The following is a 24894-nucleotide window of genomic DNA, read 5'->3' as shown; positions in this document are numbered from 1 at the left end:
TTACCGCATCGCTTCGGATCATCGGCGTGCGGACTGTGTGATTTGACTCACCTCTCTGTGTGATTTGACACACTCCGCGCCGGGCAGTACGCAGAAGCCGCCTCGATAGCCCCTTTGCTCTTGCCGTCTGCCGGCATGGCCAAACCCGTTTGCCAACCGATGCGGTGCATTGGGGGATTAGCCAATACAATCAATTTCTTGAGAAGCCTGAGGCTGGCGCCGGTCGTTGCGCTGGTCAAGAAAACATCCGCTCATTCCCTTCGAATCAAAGCCTCTGGTACAGAAATTGCTGATTGAGGCGGAACCCCTGGACCTTGTTGCGATACGGCCCCACTACAGCGCAAAACCCTCTTCAAAAAACCGAGTCATGTCATCCCAGCCAGCGCTTACCCACGATCAGATTGCCCAGTTGTTTCAGGATCACCGCAAAGCGCTGTCCCGTTTCCTGGTAAACCGGGTTCGCTGCCCCGACACCGCCCAGGATTTATGCCAGGAAACCTATCTGCGCCTGCTGCGCGACAATGCGGTGAAACATGACGAAAACTTGGCCGGCTTGCTTTACCGCGTCGCCGACCGTCTGGCGATCAATTATCTGAAATGGCAGCAACTGCCGAGAAATAGCGGAATCGAGCTCGATGAAGCGATGGTTTGCCCGCAGCATCTTCCGGACGAGCTGGCCGCGTTGCGCCAACAATGCGAAATCCTGCTGGACGCGATCCACACCATGCCGAAAAAAGTCCGGGACGTGTTTTTGCTGCGCAAAATCGACGAATTAAGCTATGCCGACATTGCCCTGAAACTCGGAATCTCGGAGAAAACGGTGCAGAGGCGTTTGGTGACGGCCATGCTGCACTGCCATCGACGCATGGAAAAGCCATCACTTCGAACCGATAATACCTCCGATGAAATCCTCGGCTTCGTATAGCGAAAGGCAGTTAAAACAGGCGATCGAATGGTTTGTGCGCCTGCACGCGGAACCCTGTCCCGCAGAAGACAGGTTGCGCTTTGAAGCCTGGCGGTCAAAACACGAGGGCCACCGCGCCTCTTACGCGGAAGCCGAACGGATCTGGGCCCATATGGACAGCCTCCAGGGGATGGCCGTGCCCGGTTTGGCCGAGGCGCGCGCGGCCAAGCCTGGAAAACCGGCCGCCGTGTATTCGGCGCTGGCGTTGTTACTGTGCACGAGCGCCTTGCTCGGCGGCGCGTGGCTGGAATATAGCGCCGAAACCGTGAGCTATGCGACCCGGATCGGCGAGCACCGCCGCATCGACCTGGCGGACAATTCCCATATCGACCTGAACACCGACAGCCGCGTTACGGTCAGGCTGTCCCTGTTGTGGCGCAACGTGGTGTTGACGCAAGGCGAGGCGCAGTTTGACGTGAGCCACAACCGGCTGCGTCCTTTTACCGTACAGGTGGGCGACTTGCGCATTCGCGATGTCGGCACCCGTTTCAATGTCCGGAAACAGGCGCGAGGCGCGACGGTTTCGGTAGTGGAAGGGGAGGTCGAATTGAACGACGGAAATGCCGTGTCAGGCGAACGCCTCGGCGCTGGCAGCCAGCGCGGTTATACCGAGTCGGCCGGATTAGGCCGGCCGCAAGCCGTGGACGCGGAAAACCTGTCCGCCTGGCTGCGGGGACAACTGGTCTTCAAGCGGACGCCGCTGCGGGACGTCGCGGCCGAATTGGAACGCTATCACCCGGTCCGCTTTGTCTTTGCCGACGCCAAACTCGCGGAGCAAACGCTCAGCGGCACCTTTGACGCGAACGACATCGATCCGTTTCTGCATGCCCTCGAGCACATCCTGCCGGTGCAGGCGAAACGGAGCGGCCGGCAGATTATGTTGCGAAGGCAGTCGAAAAATTAGGCTGGTTCACTGTATCCGCCGGTTTTCATGCTGATCCTCGAAGCGGCAAGGGTGAATTGAAATGTTCAGGTTGGGCAACAGCTTTATCGTTGCCCGGCGCTTGGGCGGCGATCACGTCCCGATTGGAGGATGATCCGAAACCACGATTCGATTGAAGCATTGAAAATGTCGGGCTATGCAAGCGTAAACAGTGTGAGTCAGATTTGCGGGTTAGTAATCCAATCGCAACGAACCGATAAACGAGATAGGCTCGCCCGGCAAGGCCCCAGTACTATCCGATATTCGTGAGCCTCGGTAGTAATCCTTATCCAGCAGATTGTTGACGTTGAGCTGGGTGGTCAACTTCGAGGCGCCGATTTTCCAGTTGTAAGACACCATGGCGTCCAGACGGACAAAGCCGGGTAATTCGTAGGTATTATCATTGTTGCCGACGCGCTGGCCTTGCGCGAACATGCCCGCGCCGATTTTAAAACGCTCGTCCGGATGAAAGGTCAACCATAAACTGCCTGAGTGTTTGGGGACATTGGGTAAACGGTTTCCTTGCTTGGATGGAATCCCCCAAGGCGCAAATCCATCGTCTTTAGTGAATATCGCATCGGTATAAGCATAGGTGCCGACAAGGCTCAAGTAATCGGTGAGATCGCCAGTCACGTCGACTTCCAACCCTTGGCTTCTCGCCTCACCTACCGGAACCCTATAGGCTAAGCCTGGTACACCGGTCAACATGTTTTCTTTGGTTAAATGATAGTAAGCGACATTGGACGACAGGCGGCCATCAAAAAACGCGGTTTTAAATCCAGCCTCAAACTGAGTGCCAAGTTCCGGCTTATTAACCGTTTTAGTAGGTGTTAAGCCGTTATTAGAACCAATGGATTCTACATAATTGCCGAACAAGGACAGCCATTTCCACGGTTGATAGACGATGCCAAAGCGGGGGGGCAATCTATTGTCCTCATGATCGTCGATAGTAATAGGCTCGGAGCAACAACCGGTGCCGTAGTCCAGCATGTCGTAACGCGCACCGATCAAGAAATGCAATTTGTCCCACAGGCTGATTTGGTCTTGCGCGTAAACGCCATACCATTGATCCTTTTCCTGCCACCAGAAATCATAGGGCAAAGCATTGATAGCATTTATATCCAGCATGTGGTTATTGGGATTAAAAATATCCAATGCCGGTATCACCCCATAGGTCCAACGATTGTCATAGGTGCCGGTTTTAAGACTGTAGTAATCGCCCCCTAGCAATAGCTTATGCTGCACCCCAAACGTCTCGAAATCGCCTGAAATATCCAAATTGGTCGCAAAGCTTTGCCTGTCGGTAGGGCCCGTCATCAGAGCCCGATTGATCGTTTGGTTGTCGTCGTGTATGTTGCCTGCCGGGAAAATCGAGTTGAGTTCATGCGTCCATTGATGCCAATTGAATTTATGCTCTATTTTCCAATGGTCATTAAAACGGTGCGAAATAATGGTGGCAATCTGATTGCTATCCATCGAGCTATCTTTAACAGCAGCATCGCCAACATAAAAACTTTTGGGCACCGGCGCCGGTCTCTCGCCGATGGGGGGGATGCCGAAATCTATCACATAATCGTCATGTTGGTGTTCGAACTGCAGCGTCATTTCAGTTTGATCCGAAAGGCGCCAGGTCAACGACGGCGCGACATAAATCCGTTCATTCTCGTTGTAATCGCGGAACGAGTTGTTACTCGAATAGGCAATATTTAAACGGTATAACAATGACTTGTCATCGTTTATCGGGCCAGTCGCATCCGCAGTGGTGCGATATAAATCGTAAGAACCGAACTGTTGTTGCAGTGAATAATACGCTTCATCCCGTGGTTTCTTGGTGACGTAATTAACCAAGCCACCGGGTTGAGTGCGGCCATAAAGCATGGCCGCAGCGCCCTTCAGAACCTCAATCCGTTGCATGCCGGCCGGTTCGAAGTACCCGGTGTATTGTCTGAGGCCGTCACGATAGATATTGGCTCCTAAACTAAAGCCGCGTACGATGAATCCCTGGTATAAATCGCCGAAGTCGAAATTACGCTGTACGCCGCTCACATTTCGAACCACAGCGTCATCGAATAGGACGATTTGCTGGTCGTTCATTACCGCTTTGGGCACGACCTTGATTGACATTGGCGTTTCCATGATCGGGGTATCGGTCTTGGTCGCCGTCGTGGCATTCGGCAGGCTGTAGTCCGGGTTATACGGATCGGTCGAGTCGTAGTCGGCAGTGCTGGTTACCGTCACCGCTTTCAACGTCGTTTCTCCTTGAGACGCCTGCGTTTCCTCGTTACGGCTTTCCGGCGCCGAACCGTTCACCACGACCGCTTTCGGCGAGGTAAAGCGGTAGTTCAGGCCGCTGGCGCCAAGCAGTTTTTGCAAGCCTTGTTCCGCGCTGTAAGCGCCTCTCAGTTTCGGGCTCTTGATGTCGCGGGTCAGGTTGTCGTTGAACAGAATCTTAACCCCGGTGGCTTTGGCGTAGTCCAGCAGGGATTGAGATAAGGATTGGGTCGGAATGTCAAAATGGACCGTTTCTTCTGCCCGGGCCGTGCCGGCGGACAGCGATAAGGCCAGGATTGTGGCCAGTGAAATCGGTAGTTGCGGTGCGTTGTTCATAAACTTCCTTGTGGTTCGCTTCGTCAATAAATAACTGGGCGTCTGATCCCTATGTTAATGACGAAAATGCGGGGGGCGATTTTTCAAATTATTTTTGATTCCGATACAAAAACACCAAGCGGTCGGTCAGTCGGTATTCGGACAGATCCAGGCTTGCCTTGATCATTTGCAGCGCTTCTTCCGGATCGGTCGTGTCGAAGGTTCCGGTTAACGGTAAGGCGTTCAGCGAATGACTGGTGAGCACGATACGGCCTTTGCGATAGCGGTTAAGCTCCTCGACCACGTCTTGCAGCGGCTTGTTGCGAAAGATCATGCGTTGTTGACGCCAGGCCGAGGCGGCATCGAGGTCGGCTTGCGGGGCGATGTCGATTACCTTCTGGCCGAAACGGATCGCGGCGCCTTCCGGCAAACGCTCGACGCCTTCGCCGTTCGCCAGGGTGATGCGCACCGCGTGTTCCAGTACGGTCACGGCGACAGAATCCGGCAGCGTTTTGATATCGAAAGCGGTGCCCAGCGCGCGCACGGAGCCGTAGCCGGTCACTACTTCAAAAGGCCGGGCAGGATTCGGCGCGACCTTGAACCAGGCTTCGCCGCCGTGCAAAACCAGTTTTCGGGTGGACGTGCTGTAGTCGACCGACAAGGCGGTGCCGGAATTGAGCTGCACTTCCGATCCGTCGGGGAGGGTGAGGGGGGAGTGAGTGTCGCCGATGCCGGTACGATAATCGGCGAAAAGATAGGCCAGATCATTGCGCCAGAGAAAAACTGCGAGCACAAGGGAAGCCGCACATGCCAGCGCATAGGAAAAACCGGCGCGGCGCGGAGGCGCTTTACGGACCGGCAGGGGCGCTGTGGCCGGAAAATCCTGTTCGGCCAGGCCTTCGATTTCACGCCAGAGCCGGTGCGCCCGTTCCCAGGCTGTCTGATGCGCCTTGTTCTCGGCCAGCCAGTGTTCAAACGCGCGGCGCTGTTCGTCGTCCGCTTCGCCGGAGGTCAACAGCGTCAGCCAATAGACGGCCTGCTCGTTGACATCGCCAGGCGGCATTACCGGGCGGCCGTTCATGGCCGTCTGCCGCCGTGGACTGTGGGGGGCTTGGAAAAAAGCATGGCGTACGTGCGTCTGGGTTAATGAATGCCATTATCCTGAAATTTGCGTTCGCTGTCAGGCGTCGGCGAAGAAATTTTATGCTTCCTCCAGTTGAGAAGCCGTGTTTGATCGCTGAGTCCAATTGATTCGGTATTATGTCATTTAACACACCGACTGCGTCAAATGACATACTTTGATCCTGGCGTCTTGTCGTTAGGCTACCTCGCCGGCTTTGCCGTCAGCGCCCCTAAAATGTCAGTCATCTGTGGGAGCGACGCCTACGTCGCGATTAAAGCCTCAAGTCGCGACGTAGGCGCCGCTCCCACAACGGAATTTCACGGTTACCGTGATGCTATGCGTAAGCTTATCCGCATTCATTGCAAATGGTATTAATCTTGCATGCTAGGCGAATTCAAATGCTTCCATTACGCAGGATTGCCGTACTTTATGACTCATTCGCGCATCGATTCGATAGCCGATTTTTTTACGCTGTATCAACGGGAACTGCTGAGTTTTGTGCGCCGCCGTGTCGATTGCCCCGACGCCGCCGACGATATTCTGCAGGATACCTATCTGCGTTTTGCCGGCTACCGCAGCGACTCGCCGATCGAGAATCCGCGCGCTTTTCTGTACCGGATCGCCGCCAATCTGTCGGCCGACCATCTGCGCACCCATTACCGGCATCCGTCCGAATCGATCGAGTTGGCCGAGGCCGAGTTGCCGGCCGACAGCCGGCAAGTTCCCGAAACGATCGTCGAACAGCAACAGCAATTGGACAGGCTATACCAGGCGTTGAATGAATTATCGCCGCTGTGCCGGGAAATCTTTATCCTGAGCCGTTTCGACGGGTTGACCCATGCGCAGATCGCGCGGCAATTGAATGTCTCGACCAGCTGGGTCGAAAAAAACATCGTGCAGGCGCTTAGGCATTGCAAGCAGCATTTGCGCGCCGAGACCTAGCCGGCAACGGCCGGAGCCTAATCAACCGGACAACAGGTGTCCGGTTATTGCGCTTTGGCGCGTCTTACTTATAATTCCACCGTTCTTCCTAGCTTGTCCGACATGACCATGACCAAACCCCACCGGGACAGTCCCGCCATCCCGCCGCCGATCGAAGAGCGTGCCTACCAATGGCTGGCAAGGATCACGTCGGGCTCGGCGAGCGCCGAAGACCGTCTGGCCTTGGAGCAGTGGCTGAAGGAAGACGTCTTGCATCGGCAGGCGTACGAGGAAGCGGTCGAATTATGGCGGCAGTTGGGACAATTGGCCGGCCGGCCCTTGCCGCGGTTGGCGGAGCAGGCGGCGCCGGCCATGACCCTGCCGCGTCCGGTTGCGCAGCGTCCCCGCCGCGCTCGGCGCCGGCTGTTGGCGGCTTGCGCGGCGCTGTTATCGGCGCTCGCGGTGATACCGCAACTGCCGTTCTGGCTGGCGGATTACGCGACCGGCAGCGGCGAAATCCGCGCGATCGCGCTCGAAGACGGCAGCACGATGCATCTGAATACCGCCAGCGCGGTCAGCGTCGATTATACGCAGGCAAATCGTTCGGTACGGCTGCTCGCGGGCGAGGCCGAATTCGTCGTGCAAAAAAATCCTGCCCGTCCCTTTGTCGTGACCGCCGGCGATGAGACCGTGCGCGCCTTGGGCACCGCTTTCATCGTGCGCCGCGAGGCGGGAACCGTCACGGTGACCCAGGTCGAGAGTCGCGTCGAAATCACCGCGGCGCAAAGCGATCCCGGCCGCAAGGTGATATTGCATCCCGGCGAGCGCCTACAGCGCCGAAGCGGTCAGCCGCTGCCCGAGGCCTATGCGGTCGATGCCGGCAAAGCCGAAGCCTGGCGGCGCGGCAAGCTGATTTTCGAATCCGCGCCTCTGGACGAAGTGATAGCCGAAATCAACCGCTACCGTCCCGGCGCGGTGCTGCTGATGGGGCGGAAAAATGCCAAGCTGCCGGTCAGCGGGGTGTTCGATCTGAACCGCCTGGATCGGGTGCTGGCCGTGATCGAGCAAACCTTGCCGGTCAAGGCGCTGCGAGTCGGCGGCGGGGTGGTGCTGGTCTATTAACCTATTTTTTCAAAAGCGGTACGGTGTTTTAGGGCGCCGGCGTCTTACTCTCGAAGCAATTATCCATCAGCCATTCGAGAGTGTTAATGAAGAAACAGCACATCAAACACCGCCTGCACGCCGCCACCTGCGGCGTTTTCAGCCTGGGACTGCTCGGCGCGACGCCGATCGTTTATGCCGAGGCCAGCGCCACGGTCAACTTTCAGATCCCCGCCCAAAAACTGATTCCGGCGCTGTCGGCCTTTGCCGAACAAAGCGGCGTGCAGCTGCTGTACAGTTCCGAGATGGCCGAGCCGTTGCGCGCCGCGCCGCTGCACGGCCGCCACAGCGTCGAACAGGGCCTCAGGCATTTGCTGACCGGCACCGGCATCGGCTTCCGTTTTGTCGAGCCTGGCGTGGTGACGCTGGAAAAGCGCGCGGCGCCTGCCGATCCTACGGCCCCTCGCTCCGACGCGGCGACGCTGGCGCCGATGACCGTGACCGGCAGCGCCGAATACGATTCGACCGATCCTTACAATACCGACTATAACCGTCCCAACGCGGTAACCGCGACCAAAACCGATACGCCGTTGATGCAGACGCCGCTGTCGGTAAAAGTCGTTCCGCAGCAGGTCTTAAAAGATCAGCAAGTCATTACCGTCGACCAGGCGCTGCGAAACGTCAGCGGCGTGGTGACTGGGGCAGGCGGCAGCGGCACGTTCTTCATCCGCGGTTTCGGCAACTACAACGTTTATCGGGACGGCTATTTGAACCAAAGCCAATGGGCGCATACCGAAGACCTGGAAAACGTCGAACGGGTGGAGGTGCTGAAAGGCCCCGGTTCCGTTCTCTATGGACGAACCGAGCCGGGCGGGTTGGTCAACTTCGTGACCAAGCAGCCGTTGAATACGCCGTATTACAGCCTGCGCCAGCAATTCGGGTCGTTTGATCACTACCGCACCAGCGTGGATGCGACAGGTCCCTTGACCGACAGCAAAGACCTGGCTTACCGCTTCAATCTGGGGTATCAGTCCAACCACACCTTCCAGGAGTTCGGCGGCGATGAACGCTTGTTCGTCGCGCCCTCCCTGCGCTGGAATATCAGCGATCGAACCACCTCGACCTTCAAGATCGAATACAGCGACATCAAGGAATTGGGGCGCGGCACGGTTCCTCTAATGGGTAATCGCCCGGCCCCCATTCCGCGCTCGCGCAATCTTGGCGATCCGTGGAATATTCAGGAAGACGAATATTTCATGTTGTCGTTGAACACCGTGCACGCATTCAATGAAAATTGGAAGTTGCAGCACCGCTTCAACTTTACCAATCATACGCTGACCATGTCGGGGAAATTCCCCACAGGCGCCCCCGTGCAGCCGAACGGGGATCAGACAAGGTTTTTCTTTGCGCAGAACATCGACGACAACGATTATCAGCACAATTTTTTCAACGCACTGGAACTGAGCGGAAAGTTCGATACCGGCTTTCTGAAGCACAATCTGCTGATAGGCGGGGATTATTACCGTACCGACTACCGGGCCACCTCGGCCGGGTTTACCCCCAAAACTGGCGACACGACCGATATTTATCATCCCATTCATCAGCCCGGACCGCCGGCCATCCTGCCGGGCGATGTGGACCTGGGGGAATGGACGCTGCCGTGGTTCGGGCTGTATGCGCAGGACCAAATCGAACTGCCTTATCATTTGCATGCGCTGGCGGGACTGCGTTACGACAATGCAACCAGTTCCTGGCACGGCTCCTCTTTCCCCGACACCAGCGCGGACAAGGTTTCGCCGCGCGGCGGCCTGGTCTGGCAGCCGATTCCCGAGTTTTCGCTTTACGGCAGCTACACCGAAAACTTCGGCGCATCGAACTTTTATGATTGGTCGACTAAAACGCCGCTGCCGCCGCAAACCGCGCAGCAATGGGAAGTCGGCGCCAAAACCGAACTGTTCGACGGACGCTTCAGCGCAACCCTGGCTTATTTCGATCTGACCAAACAAAATCTGCCGATGTCGGTTGGGCCGGGAATCACCAAGGCGGTCGGCGAGGCCGAGAGTCGCGGCATAGAATTTGATTTGAGCGGCGAAATTCTGCCGGGCTGGAGCATCATCGGCGCCTATGCCTATACGCCGTTCGCCAAAACGATCAAGGATTCGGCCGGTTTCGGAAACAGCGGCAAGCGCCTGAACAATGCGCCGGAACACAGCGGCAGCCTTTGGACCACTTACGAGTTTCAAAAACCGCTGTTGCAAGGCGTCAAAATCGGCGCGGGCATGCAGGCGGTGGGACAACGGGAGATCGGTTATAACGAGACGGCGCAAGCGCCGGGCTATGTCACGATGAACATGATGTTGAGTAAATTCTGGAAGATCGGCGCCTCCCGCGTCACGGCGCAACTGAATATCGACAATCTGACCGATAAAACCTATTTCGGCAGCATCTACAGCTACGGCCCTTCACAATACGGCGCGCCGCGAACCTTCATGGGGGCGATCAGAATAGAATATTGAGTCAATCCATTTCATGCGGATTGGGCAACCGCTTTATCGGTGCCCGATCTACGCGGCTATGTCATTTCACGCGGTTGACTGCGTCATATCACACACTTGCGGGTTCCCGATGACGGCGTTGGGAGCCTGCAGGCTAATTTCGGACCGGGTATCAGCGTAGGTGCAGGCAAACCTTTCGCGTAGTTGACCGTCGGCACAATTCTTGCTGCTAATCGAAACAATCTGGAGGGCGGCTTCCTGCCATTGTCTGCCCAGCCGCCTTAACCTTTCTAGAACTTCGAGTTCCAGCGCATTATTTTCGATGGCCTTGTTTGAGATCGATCTTTTACAGATTTTTCTGGGTTCGCGTCAGGAACTCAAGCGATTTTTCATCAGGCGGGTGCAATGCAGCGAAACCGCGGCGGACCTGGTGCAGGAGGTGTATCTGCGCCTGCCGCTGTTGACGCCGCCGCCGAGCAGCGAGCCGGCGGCGCGCGCCTGGATGTTCAAAGTCGCGGGGAATCTGGCCATCGATCATGCCCGCCGGCAAAAACGGCACGGCGAACTGTTGGCCGAACATTTTGAAGTCGATCGGGACATCGAGGGTTCGCCGACGCCCGATCAGTTCGCGCTCGACCGCGAGCAACTGGGGCAAGTGCAGAACGCGCTGGCGGAGTTGCCGGCGCAATGTGCGGAAGTGCTGTATCTGAGCCGCGTCGAGGGCTTGAGCCATGCCGAAATCGCCGATCAACTGGGGATTTCGAAAAGCTGGGTCGAAAAACAGTTGATGCGCGCCTTGAACCATTGCCGCCGGGCCGTGGACGAAAAGTACGGTTAGACTGCCTACCGTTCGTTATAATCATAATCTCCCCCACCGCCCGTACTCGCATGCCGCATCTTGAATCCCCGCCGGAAACCCGCGAACGTCTGCAACAGGAAGCCGTTGCCTGGCATGCGCGCCTGACTTCCGGCGCGCCGGAGGCGGCCGACCTTGGCGAATTCGAGGCCTGGCGCGGGCAAAGCCCGGCCCACGATCAGGCTTATCGGCGTATCGAAAGTCTCTGGCGGCAGCTGGAACTGCCGCTCAGGGCGGACCGCAAGCGCCGCCGTCTTGACGAAAAATCCTCGCGAACAAAGGCTTGGTTGCGTCGAAGCGGCGCGGGCCTGGCCGCCGCCTGCGCGGTGCTGGCGACCGCGCTGGCTTTTTATCCCGATTACCTCTTCAATAGCTGGGCCGATTACCACACCCGCATCGGCGGGCGGGCGGACGTGCGGCTCGCGGACGGCAGTCTGATTCATCTGAATACCGACACCGCGCTGGATGTCGAGATGAACGGCGGCGAGCGGCGCGTGCATCTGCTGCGCGGCGAAGCCGAGTTCGAGGTCGCGCACGACCGCAGCCGGCCGTTCCGGGTGCAGAGCGGGGACACCGTCACCGAAGCGCTGGGCACGCGCTTCGTCGTTCGCTACGTGCGTTCGGCCGGCGTGATCACGCTGTTGCAGGGCAGGGTGCGCGCCGCCAAACTCGCGCCAAGCGGAGCGTTCGGTGCCGCCGTCGTGCTCGCGCCCGGCGAGAGCGTGACTTTCGACCGTCGGACCCTGAGCGAACCCCAAGCCGCCGACGTCTCGGCCAGCAGCGCTTGGCGGCGAGGTCGGCTGATCATGAACTTCGTGCCGCTGAAACAGGTGATCGCTGAAATCAACCGTTACCGGCGCGGCCAAATCAAATTGCTCGATGCCGATCTCGGCGAGCGCGAGATCAACGCCGCGATCGATCTCGGCAACGTCGACGCCTGGCTGGATGCCTTGCCGGCAACGCTGCCGGTGCATATCCGTCGCGCGGGGCCGTTCGTGATGATCGGTTCCTGAGCGCTTCCCCCTATCGTTGAGGGCCCGACGCCCTGCGACAATTTGCCGCGGCCCTTTATTGTGCGGTTCAATGCCGGCTCAAGCGTAATTGCCTATGTCACCCACAACATAGGACACGACATGCATACTTCTGGAGACCATCCTCTATTCGGCAAACACCGCAAGACCGCCCCTTTGACGCTGTATGTGGGCCTGGCCGTACTGGCCGCGCCGCCGCTTCAGGCCGGAGAGCCGGCGTCCGCGCCTTCCGTAAAGGCCGCCGACAACGGCAAGCGTCATTTCGATATCGGCAAGCAGCCCTTGTATTCGGCATTGAGCAGCCTGGCCGAACAGTCCGGCATTCAGTTCGTCTATGCGCCGGACATGGTCAAGGGCAAGACCTCGCCGGGCGTTGCCGGAGACTATACGACCGCCGAAGCCCTGCGCCGGGTTTTGGAGAATTCAGGGCTTGGCTATCGGTTCGGCGGTGCGAACACGATTACGCTGGAGCGCATCGGCAGTGCGCAGCCGACGCAAAACAATTCGCATCTGGAGACCTTGCCGCCGATGACGGTCAAGGGGCATGCGGAATACGATCCGAACGATCCTTATGGCACCGATTATGCCGTCCCCAATGCCGTTGCCGCCACCAAGACCGACACGCCGATTTTTGATACGCCGGTTTCGGTTCAGGTCGTATCGAAAGCGGTCATCAACGATCAACAAGCGATCGGACTGGACAACGTGCTTAAGAACGTCAGCGGTGTTTCGAAGGGCTGGGGCTTTGGCTCCGGTGTGAGTGAAAACCTTCAAATCCGGGGCTTTATCAACGATTCGATCTACCGCGACGGCGTGTTGACACCGAACAGCATCAATATTTCGCTGGCCAACGTTCAGCGCGTCGAGGTATTGAAAGGGCCTGCCGGCATGCTGTTCGGCCGTACCCAACCCGGCGGCCTGGTCAATGTGATCACAAAACGGCCGCAACAAGAGTCCTACCATTCCCTGCAGCAACAATTCGGCTCTTACGATACCTACCGGACTTTGCTGGATTCGACCGGCGCGATCACCCAGGATGGTGCTTTGTCATACCGGCTCAATTATGAGCATCTGGGCAGCAATTCTTTCCGGGACTTTGCGTTTGATGACCGCGACTTCGTGGCCCCGTCGCTGACCTGGATGATTAGCAAGGATACGCAATTGGATCTGGATTTCATGTATCAAAATCGGAAAACCGTCAGCGATTCCGGTATTCCGTTCGATCTTCAACTCTCCGGTGTCATTCCGGGAAAAATTCCCCGCCATTTCCGAGGGAACGAGCCCACCGATTACAATAACGATCAATTTTATGAAGGCGACGTCACCTTGACGCACCGGATCGACGATGACTGGAAGGTACGCGGCCGCTTTTCGATCATCAGGGACAGCAGTGCAACGGCCCAAACCTTCTCGAACGGCAATACCAATCTTCAGGGTGATTTGGCGCGAGGATTCCTGAAAACCGCCGGCCAATTCGGCAGCGAATACGGCACGGTCGATTTGACCGGGCATTTTTCAACGGGGGATCTGAAGCATACCTTGCTAGCCGGGACAGATTTTTATCACGGCTCCGATGCCGGCGCCAGCAGTCCGTTTAGAGGCAATGTGCCGACCATCAATGTCTTCAATCCGGTGTATGGATTTAGCGATTTTCTGAACGATCCCATCGGCCCGTTCAACAAGACTAAAAACGAATGGTACGGGTTTTATCTGCAGGATCAGGTCGCGCTGTGGAAGCAATGGCAACTGCTGTTCGGCAGCCGTTTCGATCATGCCGAATTCAAGGCGTCCGGCAGCAAGAAACGGGTCGATGAATTCAGTCCGCGGGTCGGATTGTTGTATCATCCGCTGCCCTGGCTCGGCATCTATGCCGATTATGTGAAAACCTTCAATGCGGCCAACCAGGGCACGACAGTCACGGGCGACATTCCCGATCCCGAAAAATCCAGGGAATATGAAGTCGGCTTGAAAGGGGAATGGCTGGACGGCAGGCTGACAGCCAACCTCGCGTTCTTTGAGCTAACGAAAAGAAATATCCAAACCCCTTTGCCCGCGCCGTTCGTTAATAAGGTCGCCATCACCGGGGAACAACGCAGCCGCGGTATCGAGCTGGATTTGCACGGACAATTGACCGACGACTGGAACGTCATCGCGACCTACGCCTACACCGATACCGAAGTGACCAAGGATTCGGCGCCGCTGGACACGGTCATCGGCTCCAGCGGTTCCGGCAACACGGGCAACCGCTTTGCCAATGTGCCTCGGCATGCGGGCAGCGTCTGGACGACTTATGATTTTTCACGCCTGGGCGCGCAGGGTTTCAGCGGCGGAACGGGCGTTTATCTGGCGAGCGATCGCGCCGGCAACATAGACAATAGTTTTGAGATGCCCGGTTACGCGCGGGTCGATGCGATGTTGAAATATCGACATCAAGTCGGACCGTCCAATGTGACCTGGCAATTCAACATAGTAAACCTGCTGGATAAGGAATACATCGCCTCCAGCAACGGCTTCGCCTCATTCATCCACCAGACTCAGCCCGGTGTCCCGCGTACTTTCTTAGGTTTGGTGAAAGTGGAATTTTAATTTGTGAGGCGGACTGGAGGCGCGTCATATAGACGTTTTTTCGCATCAGAAGCTGGTATTAACGATGTGGGTTGCCAGTGGTGCGGGCAACCCATCTCCTGCCGCCATCGAGGATACTCTCCCCTAGAACCGTGTCATTTGACTCATCTGGTGTGTTATTTCACACGGTTTTCGAATTTCCGATGAGATTTTCTATTCACTCATGCCGAGGAAATCGACTTGCGGTCAGTCTTCAATAAACCGGGATAGACATTACAAGGAGCGCGTGCGACTTCTTAATCTCTTGATTCAAGGCAAATAAATCAAGCGCCTCCCTTTGTCCGGGATAATGTCAGGGCACGTTGGTTTTGGATATGGAATTGGAGATCAACACCCGATGAAAATCGGGGTAGCGCTTCTTGATCTTGCCGAGTCACCAAACAGCTGCTGGCGCAACCCTATTATGTGCCGCAACAGCGGTTCGCTTCGACTCCGCTCAGCCAACATTGTCTAAAACATAGCCTACAGCCCGAGGTCGCTGAGTCCCGGATGATCGTCCGGGCGGCGGCCTTGGGGCCAATGAAACTTGCGCTCGGATTCCTGAATCGGCAAGTCGTTGATGCTGGCATAGCGGCGGCGCATCAGGCCGTTCTCGTCGAATTCCCAGTTTTCGTTGCCGTAGGAACGGAACCATTCGCCGTGCTGGTTATGCCATTCGTAGGCAAAGCGGACCGCGATCCGGTTGCCGTCAAACGCCCATAATTCCTTGATCAAGCGGTATTCCCGTTCGGTCTGCCATTTGCGGGTCAGAAACTCGATGATCTGTTCGCGTCCGGCCGGGAATTCGGCACGGTTGCGCCATTGGCTGTCGACGGTATAGGCCAGGGCGACGCGTTCAGGGTCGCGATTGTTCCAGGCGTCTTCCGCCATGCGGACTTTCTGCGCGGCGGTTTCCCGGTTGAACGGAGGGAACGGAGGACGCGGTTGATGGATTATGGTCATTGAAAACTCCTAAGTGATTGATACAAAGATCGACGATATTCTCTCCTCATTCGCCAGAGACAATCAATAGCTTCAAGTCCGGTTATGCGTTCAGGCGACGACAGGGGCTATTCCTGAAGCATACTTGTGCGGCAATCCATCCAATGGAGCATTACCGTTAGCTTTCCAAGGCTTGCCAAGCCCTTACTGTTCCACCGTCACAAACGCCAGCTTGGTAATCCCCGCATGTTGCGCGGCGGCCATTACTTCCGCGACTTTCGAGTAGATGACGCCCTGGTCGGCGTACAGATGCACCGCCGTTTCCGGGTTGTTCTTGAGTTCTTCGGTCAACGCCGCTTCCAGCGCGGGCAGGTCGGCGATAGGTTTTTTGTTCAAGGTGACCAGGCCCTGCGCGTCGATACCGAGCTGCAGCGGCTGGTCTTTGACGTCCGGCGTCGTCTCCGCCGTTTTCGGCAGGTTGACCTTGACCGATTGCGTTAAGAGCGGCGCGGTGACCAATAAAATGATCACCAGCACCAGCATCACGTCGACCAGCGGCGTGACGTTGATTTCGCTGACCGCGTCCTGATCTTCCGATTGGGTATTGAAGGCCATGGCGCGTTATCCTTGTTTGTCGTCGGTGTTGAAGACCAGATGCAGAAAGCTGCCGGCGAAATGGTCCAGCTCCAGGCGGTGGTGTTTGACGCGGCGCAGGAAGAAGTTGTACGCGAGCACCGCCGGCACCGCGACCGCAATGCCGACCGCTGTCGCGATCAAGGCATCGCCGATGGGGCCTGCCACCACGTCGAGGCTGGCCGAGCCGCTTTGGCTGATTTCGTGTAGCGCATGCATGATGCCGAGCACGGTGCCGAACAGGCCGACGAAAGGCGCGGTGCTGCCGATGCTGGCGAGCAGGGTGAGGCCGCTTTCCAGCGCGCGCTGTTCTTCCTGGGTTTGTACTCGCAGCTCCTGGCCGAGCAATTCTTCCGGCGCACCGTGGAATTTGATGGCCTGGCCGGAGGTGGAGCGCAATTCGTTCAGCCAGCCGAAACCGCGCTGGGCGATCCGTGCTTGGGGGCCGCGCGCGGTGAATAGGGGCAGGGATTCGGCACTGTCGATATCGGGCGCGTCCCAAAAGGCGCTGGTGAAGCGCCGGTTATCGATGCCGTTGCGGGCGAACTGCCAGGTTTTGAACACGATCAGCGACCAAGTGGCGATAGAAAAAGCCAGCAAGGCGTAGAGGGTTCCGTCGACGATCACGGTAGGGGGGATGTGGAATGGCATTGATGTCTCCTGCTATCAATTGTTTAAGGTGAAAATAATCGGCACGATCACCGAACTGGCGACCGGGGTGCTGCCGCGCATCGCCGGAATGAATTTCCATTTTTCGACCGCGGCGACCGCCGACTCGTCGAGGATGTCGTGGCCGCTGCTGCGCTGGACCGCGACGCTTTCGCTGAGGCCTTCGGCGGAGACCTGCACCTTCAGCATGACTTTGCCTTCCCAGTGCCGGTTACGCGCCAGGCGCGGATATTCGGGCTTCGGATTGAAGCCGTAATTGGCGCGGAAATTCGCTTCGGTAAAGGTTTCCGCTGGCGGCGCTGTGGTTTTGGTCGGGGGGGACGGCGGCGCGGGCGGCGACGGTGTGGTCTCGGGTTCTGCGGCCTGGGTTTCCGCGGCTTTGGGCAATGCCACCGCATCCTTCGACACGGGTTTGGGCGGCTTGCGCACGTCCGGTTTTTTCTTCGCGACGGGCTTTTTCTTCGGCTTCGGTTTGGTGGGCTCCGGCGGTTTCGGCGGCGCCGGCGGAGCGGCATGGGTTTCCTGTTTCGGCGCGGCGACGAGCGATACTTCCATCATCAGCGGTTTGGCTTGGGCGATCGGCTCGGTCGGCGCGAACAGCCAGAGCAGCACCAATAGATGCAGCAGCAAAACGGTCAGGACGATCTCGCCCAGCAGATAGCCGGGCCGTTTTTCACGGCGCAGCGCAGCGAGCAGCGCCTGCCATGAAGAAAACGGAGGGGTTGAAGCGCCGCCCGGATAAGAAAAATCCGGCGCGCGCTTCCCTCCCTCCTGGAAATTGAAAAAATGCATATATTGTTACCTTATCGTCATGAAGCCGTTTGATTGGCGCGGGGCGATGCAGATGATGGGCAAATGCCCAATCAGGCGATCGGGAATAGGCCGAATTCAACGCGCAAAAAAACGTGCCCTGTTCCCGAGCCGACTCTACCTCCTATAAGACGATTCAGAATAAAAAAACCCCACCCTGCCGAGAAAAAAATGCGGCATTTGCCGCACGCGGTCAAAAGCGGGGTCTCAAATGGCGAAAACTCGGCGTTATTGGCTGTCGAGTTTTTTCTTGGCGGCATTGGCGCCTTTGCCGATCTTTTCGACCGTCGCGCGGTATTCGGCCTGCGCGGCATTGGCGCTATCGGCGATGATGGCGTTGTCCTTGTTGGCTTCGTTGATCAGACATTCATAATAAGTCTTCGCCTGTCGTTGCCAGTCATTGATCTTGGCGACACTTTTGTTGAAGGCTTCGACGTTGCTTTGATCGATGACGGGGGTTTCGGGTTTGTTGCCGCAGCCTGCGGCCGACCATTTGCCGGCCGAGAGCGTGCCGGCGTTTACGTGCGGGGCGCCTGTCAAAGCCGCGGCGGCGGTCAAAATCAGGGTAAGGTTTTTGGTCACGGGTTTTCTCCTGTCTTGTTTCAAGCGATTGAAAAGATCATTTTTATAGCGCCAGACGATGCTTAAAAACCGCCGCCCAAGGCCAAATATAAATCGATGCGGTTGTTCAATAGTTGCCGGCGCGCGGCCAGGTGTGCGCTTTGCGCATTCAGTGTGCTGCGGTAGCTGTCCAGCAGGGTCAGAATCTCGATCAGGCCGTGCTGGTACGAATACACCGCCAGTTTGCGGCTGGCGTCGGTTTGTTTGACCGCTTCCCGCAAGGCGCTTTCCTGTTCGCGCAGGCGGTCTTCGGCGGCCAGCGTTTGTTCGACTTCGCGGAAGGCGTTCAGCGCGGCATTCCGGTAGCCGTTCAGCGCTTCCTCCACGTTGGCCTCTTGCAGCCTGATCTCGCCGCGCAGACGTCCGCCGGTAAAAATCGGCTGCAACATGCCGAGCGCCAGGTTCCAGGCCGCCGCGCGCGGATCGACCAGTTCGGTCAAGGCGGCGCTGCCGGCGCCACCGCTCCCGGTCAGCGTGAAGCGGGGCAATAAGGCCTTGCGGGCACTTTCGAGGCGTTTATCGGCGGCGCACAGGCGGTCGAAGGCTGCATTCAGGTCGGGGCGGCGTTCGAGCAATTCGGAAGGAATGCCGGCTGGCACGGCGGGCGGCAACGGCGGCAGCGTTTCGGCCTTGGCAAAGCGGCCGTCGGGATAGCGTCCCAGCAGGACTTCCAAATCGCGGGTCAGGTTTTGCTCCCGCGTGCGCTGCTCGGCAAGCTGGGCTTCGGCATTCGCCAGATCTGTCAGCGCCAGCCGCAAATCCAGCGCCGGGGTCAGTCCGCGCCGGAAGCGTCCGCGCAAGAGGTCGACCAGCGTGCGGCGGTCGCGCATCGATTGTTCGGCAACCATGACCTGCGCGCGCGCCTCGGCCAATTCGATATAATTCTGCGCGGTGCGCGCCGCCAGCGACAAGCGCGCGGCTTGCGAATCGGCCTTCGCCGCCTCGACGTCCTGTCCCGATGCCAGCTGGGCGGCGCGAATACGGCCCCAGACATCCAGTTCCCAGGAGAGATCGAACAGCGCCGTGAAGGCGCCGGTTTCCGGGTCGCTCGTTCCCGGATCGTCGCGCCGGTAACCGGCAAGCAACGACAGTTGCGGCCAGCGCCCGGCGCCGTCGATGCGCATCCTGGCGCGCGCCGCGTCGATGCGCGCGGCGGTTGCCCGCAAATCGTAATTGTCGGCGATAGCCGTGCGCACCGTCTGCGTCAGCAAAGGATCGGCAAAGGTCTCCAGCCAATGGTCCTGGATGGGTTCCTGTTTTTGCCGTTCGGCGGACCATTGTCCCGGTACTGGCGGCAAGGCGGCCTGCCGCTCGCGCTCGGGTGCGGTCATGCAGCCGGCCAACAGCAAGCAAAAGAGCCCGGCAAGGGCTTGTTTCAAATCGAGAGGCATGCGTTACAGGTCAAAGACTTCCGTTTCTCAAGGATGGGCGGGAGATGCAAAGGGCCGGATTTCGGTTGGGGGCGTCCGCGGCCTTCGATTATCCGCGCTCAAGACAACCTTCCGGTTTTTTGCCAAAGTCGTGCGGCGGCGTGTCATTTACGGCCTGGTTGAGCTGCAATTGCCTCTGCAATTCGGCAATTTGCTGATTGGCCTTTTCCATTTGCAGGTGCAGATCGCCGATGATTTCCTGCAAATATTGAAAGTGAATCTGAAAATAACGGGCCGACGGAAATTTTTGCTCGGGCGGCACCAAATCCTCTGCGCTTGTACTCGATTTGTTCATCCTCATAAAAATACCTGAAATGCGAAATAGGCCGTTGACCGACGATGCGTTGCCCAAAAGCTGCGGCCTTTCGTCGCGGGTCTCTTAGGGGGCTATTACTGTGTAAGACGTTTCAGAATCAAAAAACCCCACCTTGGGCGGAAAAAAATGCCTCGATTCGCTAAGGCGGGGGCAAGGTTTTTTTCTGGAGGCCGATCTTTGTTGCCCTTGTCGAGGGTTGTGACCGTTGCGGATGCTCCGTTCGGAAGGCCTTTTTCAAATCTCCCTCTTGCGTGATCGTATCTGGCGTACTTCGATGAAAGTTACGGCTTGATGCCGATAAAATGGCAGCAATCGGTTGCTTTAAACGAGTTATTCACCTATAGTCTTCGGACGCCGTATCCTGATCATCGCGGAATGGGGAACGGCCCCACTAATCAAAGACTGCGGATGGAATTAACCGTGGCTAATATAAGAGCGGAGTCTCACTGAAACGCAAGCATTGATGGAAGATTTATTTGTAGGTTGGCTTAAGGAATACGGTTACGTTATCCTGTTCATATGGTCGATATTGGAAGGCGAAACCGGCCTGATCATGGCCGGGGTGATGTCGCATACCGGCGACATGTCCTATTGGCTGTCGGTGTTCGTGGCCGGACTCGGCGGCTTTGCCGGGGACCAGCTTTATTTTTATATCGGCCGCTTCAACAAGGGACTGATTCAACGCAAACTGCACAAGCAACGGCGCAAATTCGCGATCGCGCATTTGCTGCTTAAAAAATACGGCTGGCCGATCATTTTCATGCAACGCTATTTATATGGTCTGCGCACGGTCATTCCGATGTCGATCGGCATCACCAAATATTCGGCAAAGCGCTTTGCCTTGATCAACCTGCTGAGCGCCTGGGCGTGGGCGGCGATTACGATAACGCCTGCCTATGTATTTGGCGATGAAATCCTGAAAATCGTCGAATACGCCAAAACGCATTGGTATTTTGCGTTGCCGTTGGCGGCCGCCTTTGTATTCGGCATCAGCCGTTATTTCCATCATCTGGAGCGGCGTTTGCTGCAAAAACGGCGCAACCGATTGCAACGGTAGCCATTCGGCGGTTTCGAAAAAAAACCGCCCGGAAGATTCCGGGCGGTCAACAAGTGGAGGGCGTAATGCGGTGCAAACGCCTCTTAATTGTTTACCCTTGTGGCGCCGCCGCAGCGCAGACGGCGTAAACGGTGTAGCTCACTGGGTTGCTATTGGCATCCAATAACGGTAAAGAAACGCCCGGTAAAATACCTGCTACCGTTCCGGTAATAGCACCGGAGTTTAGGCTGGAACCAGTAATTCCCGTTAGTACATTAATACCCAATAACGAGGTTACTGAAGTTAATAAATTTACGGTCGTATCAACCAGAGTTCCTACAACCGAGGTATCCAGCAAGCCGAACGATCCCTGCCAGCCGATCGGCAAGCCGGTGATCTGGTCCAATACCGGCACGCTGCTCAAAGGCAGCACGTTCGCGATGTTCGGCACGTTAACCCCGCCGCCAACCAAGGTCTGGCCCGCATCGCAGGTCGCGCTGATCAGTTGTCCTGTCACCGGCGCGGCTTGAGTCACTGTTTTAACTACCGTGTTGGCTATCTGGCCTACCGGGCCGGTCGGGCCCAGCGGTCCTGTCGGGCCAGTTAAGCCAGTGAGACCAATCGGACCTGTGGGGCCAAGCAAGCCTTGGAGGCCTTGCGGGCCGATTGGGCCGGTGGGTCCGAGTAAGCCTTGGAGGCCTTGTGGGCCGATCGGGCCGGTGGGGCCAAGCAAACCTTGGAGGCCTTGTGGACCGATCGGACCGGTGGGGCCAAGCAAACCTTGGAGGCCTTGTGGACCGATCGGACCGGTGGGGCCAAGCAAGCCTTGGAGGCCTTGTGGGCCGATCGGGCCGGTGGGGCCAAGCAAGCCTTGGAGACCGATCGGACCGGTGGGGCCAAGCAAGCCTTGGATACCTTGCGGACCGGTGGGGCCTATAGCTCCTGTGAGGCCGATGGAACCTTGAGGGCCGGTAGGCCCTGTCGCTCCAGTCGCCCCGGTTGGGCCGGTTGGGCCTACTGTACCCGCTGAGCCTGCAACACCGGTTGTCGCATACACGATATTCAAGTCCGCGGCATTTCCCGCCGCCTTGCTCTCTTTGCTTTCGAGTTTGACATTCAGCGTGTCCGTGGCGGTGATTACAAATGCGATCTGCGTGTCGTGGTTTTGCTCTATAGCGGTTTTAAGGGCGTCGGTGACATCAAATTCCACCCATTGGTTGAGGCTTGATGTGTTGATTCCGCTGATTTCGCTGATCGCATCGCCAAGATTAAGGTTGGTCGCGCCGTTAATCGTGGTTTCCTGAATGCTCTTCAGTGCGGTTTGGTCAAGATTTACGGTTTTAACTTGCAGCTTACCGACTGATTTTTTTTGGATGCCGGAGACAAAAACTTTCAGTGTGGCTTTGGCGACCATGGCCGGATTCGGCGTCGATTTTTCCAGGTCGAATTTAAGAAAGCCATTGGATTTGCCGGCAACCACCAGAAGCGCATTCTTTTTGCCGAAATTTTTGGTTAAGCCTTTTTGGATGTCGACATAAGAATCAACCAACAGCGTCGTGTCGCCGAACGCGATCGGCGAAACTGCCATCGCGGTCAGCGAGCCGATGACGGCCAGCGATTTGGCGCCCAAACGGTCTTTTCTTTGCTGTATTTTATTTTTTTTCATGAAGATTAAAAATGTATCGGATGTGAGTGAAAAAATATTTAAGAATACAAACATTTAAATCTTACTTTATTCTCAGAGACATGCTGCCGCAGTGGATAAGGCATATCACGGATGAATTGCATTCAAAAATAGTTATATTAAAGCCTAACAATATTTGTTGTTCGATCAGTTGTGATATATGAACTAATCGAAATGAAGCGTAGCACAGCTCTCTGAAATTGTAAGGGAGTGTTGCGTTTGTAAGTGTTTGATATTAAGAATAAATTAAGAATTGATTGGGGGCTGGGAATAGCGGAAATTTGCATCGGAGGAGCAAAAAAATCATGCTTCCGATCGCATGGAGAGAAGGGCCTGCAAACGGGATGAGCTCTGCTAGAGAAATGAAATTTCGATTCTGCCAGAGTAGATAAATGCCGTCGGCTGTCCTTCCACCGATCCCCTGCCGCGCAAAAAAATGCTAAAATGCAGCGCTTTGAATTCTTCGGCGAGGCACCATGAACGCTCCTGCGGCGCTGTACCAATCGGCACTGACTTCCTTAAAACTCCGTGCGCGCGGCAAGGTGCGCGACATTTACGACATCGACGACCGGCACATGCTGATCGTGACGACCGACCGGCTGTCCGCCTTCGACGTGATTCTGCCCGATCCGATTCCGGGCAAGGGGCGCGTGTTGACGCAGATTTCGAACTTCTGGTTTGCGAAAATGAGTCATGTGATTCCTAACCATCTGGTCGACATCCCTCTGGAGCAGATCATTCCGGACCCGGCCGAACGCGCGCAGGTCGAAGGCCGTTCGATCGTCGTGAAGAAGCTGAAGCCGTTGCCGGTCGAGGCGATCGTGCGCGGCTATCTGATCGGTTCCGGCTGGAAGGATTATCAAAAAACCGGCGCGGTCTGCGGCATTCAACTGCCCGAAGGCCTGCAGCAGGCCCAGCAATTGCCCGAGCCGATCTATACGCCATCGACGAAGGCCGAAGTCGGCGATCATGACGAGAACGTGAGCTTTACGAAAACGGTCGAATTGATCGGCGAAGACCTGGCCAATCAGGTGCGGGAAGCCAGCCTCAAACTGTATAAGGAAGCAGCCGCCTACGCGAAGGAGCGCGGCATCATCATCGCCGACACCAAGTTCGAATTCGGTGTCGATCATGACGGCACGCTGTACCTGATCGACGAGATCCTGACGCCGGATTCGTCCCGCTTCTGGCCGGCCGATCAATACCGGGTCGGCATCAGCCCGCCGAGCTTCGACAAGCAATATGTGCGCGACTACCTCGAAACGCTCGACTGGAACAAGACCGCGCCGGGCCCGTCGTTGCCTGCCGAGGTGGCGGAGTATTGCGCGGCCAAGTACAAGGAAGCCGAAGTCCGCCTGACGCAGTAAAGCGAATACCCGATGAAGATCATTTCCTGGAACGTAAACGGCATCCGCGCGGTGCAGGGCAAGGGCTTTGCCGAGACGCTCGCGAAGCTCGACGCGGACTGCATCCTCTTGCAGGAAACCAAGGCGCAGGTCGATCAGATCGAACAGGCGCTGTCAGGCATCGACCATTACCATCTGTATTCTAACTCGGCCGAGCGCAAGGGCTATTCGGGGGTGTCATTGCTTTCTCGGAAGACACCTATCGCGGTCGTCAACGACATCGGCATCGTGGAACACGACCGCGAGGGCCGGGTGCAGGCGGCCGAATTCGAGCAGTTTTATCTGGTCAACGTGTATGTGCCGAATTCGGGTCAGGAACTGGTGCGTCTCGATTACCGGAAGACTTGGGACGCCGAGTTTCTGGCTTACTTACAGAAACTGCAAAGCCGGAAGCCGGTGATCGTCTGCGGCGATTTCAATGTCGCGCACCACGAGATCGACATCGCGCGGCCGAAGCCGAATTACAACAAATCGGCCGGTTACACGCAGGTCGAGATCGACGGTTTCAGCCGCTTCATCGACGCGGGCTTCGTCGATACTTTCCGTCATCAGCATCCGGATACGGTCGCCTACAGCTGGTGGAGTTTCCGCGCCGGCGCCCGCGGCAAGAACATCGGCTGGCGGATCGATTATGTGCTGACCAGCAATCCGCTGATCGACAAGGTCAAACAGGCCTTCATCCTGCCGGATATCCTAGGCTCCGATCATTGCCCGGTCGGCATCGAAATCGATTTGTAATTACGC

Annotated in this window: 21 protein-coding genes; 11 read left to right on the top strand and 10 right to left on the bottom strand. The window is 57.1% G+C overall.

Annotated features, from left to right (window positions below; all coding sequences use genetic code 11):
• The first annotated feature begins 367 nt into the window (after nucleotides 1-367).
• Complete coding sequence (locus ACEPPP_RS05795; RefSeq protein ID WP_374090094.1) at nucleotides 368-925, top strand: RNA polymerase sigma factor; 558 nt, start codon at nucleotides 368-370, stop codon at nucleotides 923-925.
• Nucleotides 903-1868, top strand: coding sequence for a FecR domain-containing protein (locus ACEPPP_RS05790; protein WP_374090093.1), 966 nt, complete (start codon nucleotides 903-905; stop codon nucleotides 1866-1868). Before ACEPPP_RS05795 ends, ACEPPP_RS05790 begins: the two co-directional genes overlap by 23 nt.
• Nucleotides 1869-2078: 210 nt before the next feature.
• On the opposite strand, the gene ACEPPP_RS05785 is transcribed toward ACEPPP_RS05790, so the two are convergent.
• Both ACEPPP_RS05785 and ACEPPP_RS05780 read right to left on the bottom strand, forming a co-directional pair.
• Entirely contained in the window at nucleotides 2079-4493 is a 2415-nt protein-coding gene (locus tag ACEPPP_RS05785; RefSeq protein WP_374090092.1) for a TonB-dependent siderophore receptor, read from the bottom strand.
• 88 nt (nucleotides 4494-4581) lie between these two features.
• Nucleotides 4582-5553, bottom strand: coding sequence for a FecR domain-containing protein (locus tag ACEPPP_RS05780; protein WP_374090091.1), 972 nt, complete (start codon nucleotides 5551-5553; stop codon nucleotides 4582-4584).
• Between the two features lie 471 nt (nucleotides 5554-6024).
• Between ACEPPP_RS05780 and ACEPPP_RS05775 the strand changes: the two genes are divergently transcribed.
• From ACEPPP_RS05775 to ACEPPP_RS05750, 6 genes are all read left to right on the top strand, one after another.
• Entirely contained in the window at nucleotides 6025-6537 is a 513-nt protein-coding gene (locus ACEPPP_RS05775) for an RNA polymerase sigma factor (protein WP_374090090.1), read from the top strand.
• A 108-nt stretch (nucleotides 6538-6645) separates the two neighbouring features.
• Nucleotides 6646-7638, top strand: a complete 993-nt coding sequence (locus tag ACEPPP_RS05770; protein ID WP_374090089.1) for a FecR domain-containing protein — start codon at nucleotides 6646-6648, stop codon at nucleotides 7636-7638.
• An 86-nt stretch (nucleotides 7639-7724) separates the two neighbouring features.
• Entirely contained in the window at nucleotides 7725-10133 is a 2409-nt protein-coding gene (locus ACEPPP_RS05765) for a TonB-dependent siderophore receptor (protein ID WP_374090088.1), read from the top strand.
• A gap of 301 nt (nucleotides 10134-10434) precedes the next feature.
• On the top strand, nucleotides 10435-10950 hold the full coding sequence (locus ACEPPP_RS05760; RefSeq protein ID WP_374090087.1) for an RNA polymerase sigma factor: 516 nt from the start codon (nucleotides 10435-10437) through the stop codon (nucleotides 10948-10950).
• 50 nt (nucleotides 10951-11000) lie between these two features.
• Nucleotides 11001-11981: a FecR domain-containing protein gene (locus ACEPPP_RS05755; RefSeq protein ID WP_374090086.1), complete on the top strand. Its 981-nt coding sequence runs from the start codon at nucleotides 11001-11003 to the stop codon at nucleotides 11979-11981.
• Between the two features lie 120 nt (nucleotides 11982-12101).
• A complete protein-coding gene (locus ACEPPP_RS05750) occupies nucleotides 12102-14585 on the top strand; it encodes a TonB-dependent siderophore receptor (RefSeq protein WP_374090085.1) in 2484 nt (827 codons plus the stop codon).
• Nucleotides 14586-15086: 501 nt separating this feature from the next.
• Here the strand turns inward: ACEPPP_RS05750 and ACEPPP_RS05745 are convergent.
• From ACEPPP_RS05745 to ACEPPP_RS05715, 7 genes are all read right to left on the bottom strand, one after another.
• Complete coding sequence (locus ACEPPP_RS05745) at nucleotides 15087-15566, bottom strand: DUF1348 family protein (RefSeq protein ID WP_374090084.1); 480 nt, start codon at nucleotides 15564-15566, stop codon at nucleotides 15087-15089.
• Between the two features lie 183 nt (nucleotides 15567-15749).
• A complete protein-coding gene (locus ACEPPP_RS05740) occupies nucleotides 15750-16160 on the bottom strand; it encodes an ExbD/TolR family protein (RefSeq protein WP_374090083.1) in 411 nt (136 codons plus the stop codon).
• Nucleotides 16161-16166: 6 nt separating this feature from the next.
• Nucleotides 16167-16829 carry a MotA/TolQ/ExbB proton channel family protein gene (locus tag ACEPPP_RS05735; protein WP_374090082.1) on the bottom strand — a complete coding sequence of 221 codons (663 nt, stop codon included), beginning with the start codon at nucleotides 16827-16829 and terminating at the stop codon, nucleotides 16167-16169.
• A 15-nt stretch (nucleotides 16830-16844) separates the two neighbouring features.
• Entirely contained in the window at nucleotides 16845-17639 is a 795-nt protein-coding gene (locus tag ACEPPP_RS05730; protein ID WP_374090081.1) for an energy transducer TonB, read from the bottom strand.
• 246 nt (nucleotides 17640-17885) lie between these two features.
• Nucleotides 17886-18239, bottom strand: a complete 354-nt coding sequence (locus ACEPPP_RS05725) for a hypothetical protein (RefSeq protein ID WP_374090080.1) — start codon at nucleotides 18237-18239, stop codon at nucleotides 17886-17888.
• Nucleotides 18240-18301: 62 nt separating this feature from the next.
• Nucleotides 18302-19609 carry an efflux transporter outer membrane subunit gene (locus ACEPPP_RS05720; RefSeq protein ID WP_374090079.1) on the bottom strand — a complete coding sequence of 436 codons (1308 nt, stop codon included), beginning with the start codon at nucleotides 19607-19609 and terminating at the stop codon, nucleotides 18302-18304.
• Between the two features lie 148 nt (nucleotides 19610-19757).
• On the bottom strand, nucleotides 19758-20003 hold the full coding sequence (locus ACEPPP_RS05715; protein ID WP_374090078.1) for a hypothetical protein: 246 nt from the start codon (nucleotides 20001-20003) through the stop codon (nucleotides 19758-19760).
• Nucleotides 20004-20487: 484 nt separating this feature from the next.
• Between ACEPPP_RS05715 and ACEPPP_RS05710 the strand changes: the two genes are divergently transcribed.
• The gene (locus ACEPPP_RS05710; RefSeq protein ID WP_374090077.1) at nucleotides 20488-21081 is read left to right on the top strand and encodes a DedA family protein; all 594 of its coding nucleotides are present in this window, start codon (nucleotides 20488-20490) and stop codon (nucleotides 21079-21081) included.
• Between the two features lie 91 nt (nucleotides 21082-21172).
• Here the strand turns inward: ACEPPP_RS05710 and ACEPPP_RS05705 are convergent, their stop codons facing one another.
• On the bottom strand, nucleotides 21173-22780 hold the full coding sequence (locus tag ACEPPP_RS05705; protein WP_374090076.1) for a DNRLRE domain-containing protein: 1608 nt from the start codon (nucleotides 22778-22780) through the stop codon (nucleotides 21173-21175).
• Between the two features lie 440 nt (nucleotides 22781-23220).
• On the opposite strand from ACEPPP_RS05705, the gene ACEPPP_RS05700 reads away from it, so the two are divergent.
• Nucleotides 23221-24111, top strand: a complete 891-nt coding sequence (locus ACEPPP_RS05700) for a phosphoribosylaminoimidazolesuccinocarboxamide synthase (RefSeq protein WP_374090075.1) — start codon at nucleotides 23221-23223, stop codon at nucleotides 24109-24111.
• Between the two features lie 12 nt (nucleotides 24112-24123).
• The gene (locus tag ACEPPP_RS05695) at nucleotides 24124-24888 is read left to right on the top strand and encodes an exodeoxyribonuclease III (protein WP_374090074.1); all 765 of its coding nucleotides are present in this window, start codon (nucleotides 24124-24126) and stop codon (nucleotides 24886-24888) included.
• Nucleotides 24889-24894: the final 6 nt, after the last annotated feature.

The organism is Methylomicrobium lacus (assembly GCF_041897535.1).
In the GTDB taxonomy this organism is placed as follows: domain Bacteria; phylum Pseudomonadota; class Gammaproteobacteria; order Methylococcales; family Methylomonadaceae; genus Methylomicrobium; species Methylomicrobium lacus_A.
The sequence above is the reverse complement of the archived record's forward strand: the minus strand, read 5'-3'. Positions and strand labels throughout refer to the sequence as shown.

What these genes read in the sequence shown, in the direction of transcription:
- ACEPPP_RS05795 (WP_374090094.1), top strand. Translation starts at nt 368, where the DNA reads ATGTCATCCCAGCCAGCGCTTACCCACGATCAGATTGCCCAGTTGTTT.
- ACEPPP_RS05790 (WP_374090093.1), top strand. Translation starts at nt 903, where the DNA reads ATGAAATCCTCGGCTTCGTATAGCGAAAGGCAGTTAAAACAGGCGATC.
- ACEPPP_RS05785 (WP_374090092.1), bottom strand. Translation starts at nt 4,493, where the DNA reads ATGAACAACGCACCGCAACTACCGATTTCACTGGCCACAATCCTGGCC.
- ACEPPP_RS05780 (WP_374090091.1), bottom strand. Translation starts at nt 5,553, where the DNA reads ATGAACGGCCGCCCGGTAATGCCGCCTGGCGATGTCAACGAGCAGGCC.
- ACEPPP_RS05775 (WP_374090090.1), top strand. Translation starts at nt 6,025, where the DNA reads ATGACTCATTCGCGCATCGATTCGATAGCCGATTTTTTTACGCTGTAT.
- ACEPPP_RS05770 (WP_374090089.1), top strand. Translation starts at nt 6,646, where the DNA reads ATGACCAAACCCCACCGGGACAGTCCCGCCATCCCGCCGCCGATCGAA.
- ACEPPP_RS05765 (WP_374090088.1), top strand. Translation starts at nt 7,725, where the DNA reads ATGAAGAAACAGCACATCAAACACCGCCTGCACGCCGCCACCTGCGGC.
- ACEPPP_RS05760 (WP_374090087.1), top strand. Translation starts at nt 10,435, where the DNA reads ATGGCCTTGTTTGAGATCGATCTTTTACAGATTTTTCTGGGTTCGCGT.
- ACEPPP_RS05755 (WP_374090086.1), top strand. Translation starts at nt 11,001, where the DNA reads ATGCCGCATCTTGAATCCCCGCCGGAAACCCGCGAACGTCTGCAACAG.
- ACEPPP_RS05750 (WP_374090085.1), top strand. Translation starts at nt 12,102, where the DNA reads ATGCATACTTCTGGAGACCATCCTCTATTCGGCAAACACCGCAAGACC.
- ACEPPP_RS05745 (WP_374090084.1), bottom strand. Translation starts at nt 15,566, where the DNA reads ATGACCATAATCCATCAACCGCGTCCTCCGTTCCCTCCGTTCAACCGG.
- ACEPPP_RS05740 (WP_374090083.1), bottom strand. Translation starts at nt 16,160, where the DNA reads ATGGCCTTCAATACCCAATCGGAAGATCAGGACGCGGTCAGCGAAATC.
- ACEPPP_RS05735 (WP_374090082.1), bottom strand. Translation starts at nt 16,829, where the DNA reads ATGCCATTCCACATCCCCCCTACCGTGATCGTCGACGGAACCCTCTAC.
- ACEPPP_RS05730 (WP_374090081.1), bottom strand. Translation starts at nt 17,639, where the DNA reads ATGCATTTTTTCAATTTCCAGGAGGGAGGGAAGCGCGCGCCGGATTTT.
- ACEPPP_RS05720 (WP_374090079.1), bottom strand. Translation starts at nt 19,609, where the DNA reads ATGACCGCACCCGAGCGCGAGCGGCAGGCCGCCTTGCCGCCAGTACCG.
- ACEPPP_RS05715 (WP_374090078.1), bottom strand. Translation starts at nt 20,003, where the DNA reads ATGAACAAATCGAGTACAAGCGCAGAGGATTTGGTGCCGCCCGAGCAA.
- ACEPPP_RS05710 (WP_374090077.1), top strand. Translation starts at nt 20,488, where the DNA reads ATGGAAGATTTATTTGTAGGTTGGCTTAAGGAATACGGTTACGTTATC.
- ACEPPP_RS05705 (WP_374090076.1), bottom strand. Translation starts at nt 22,780, where the DNA reads ATGTTTGTATTCTTAAATATTTTTTCACTCACATCCGATACATTTTTA.
- ACEPPP_RS05700 (WP_374090075.1), top strand. Translation starts at nt 23,221, where the DNA reads ATGAACGCTCCTGCGGCGCTGTACCAATCGGCACTGACTTCCTTAAAA.
- ACEPPP_RS05695 (WP_374090074.1), top strand. Translation starts at nt 24,124, where the DNA reads ATGAAGATCATTTCCTGGAACGTAAACGGCATCCGCGCGGTGCAGGGC.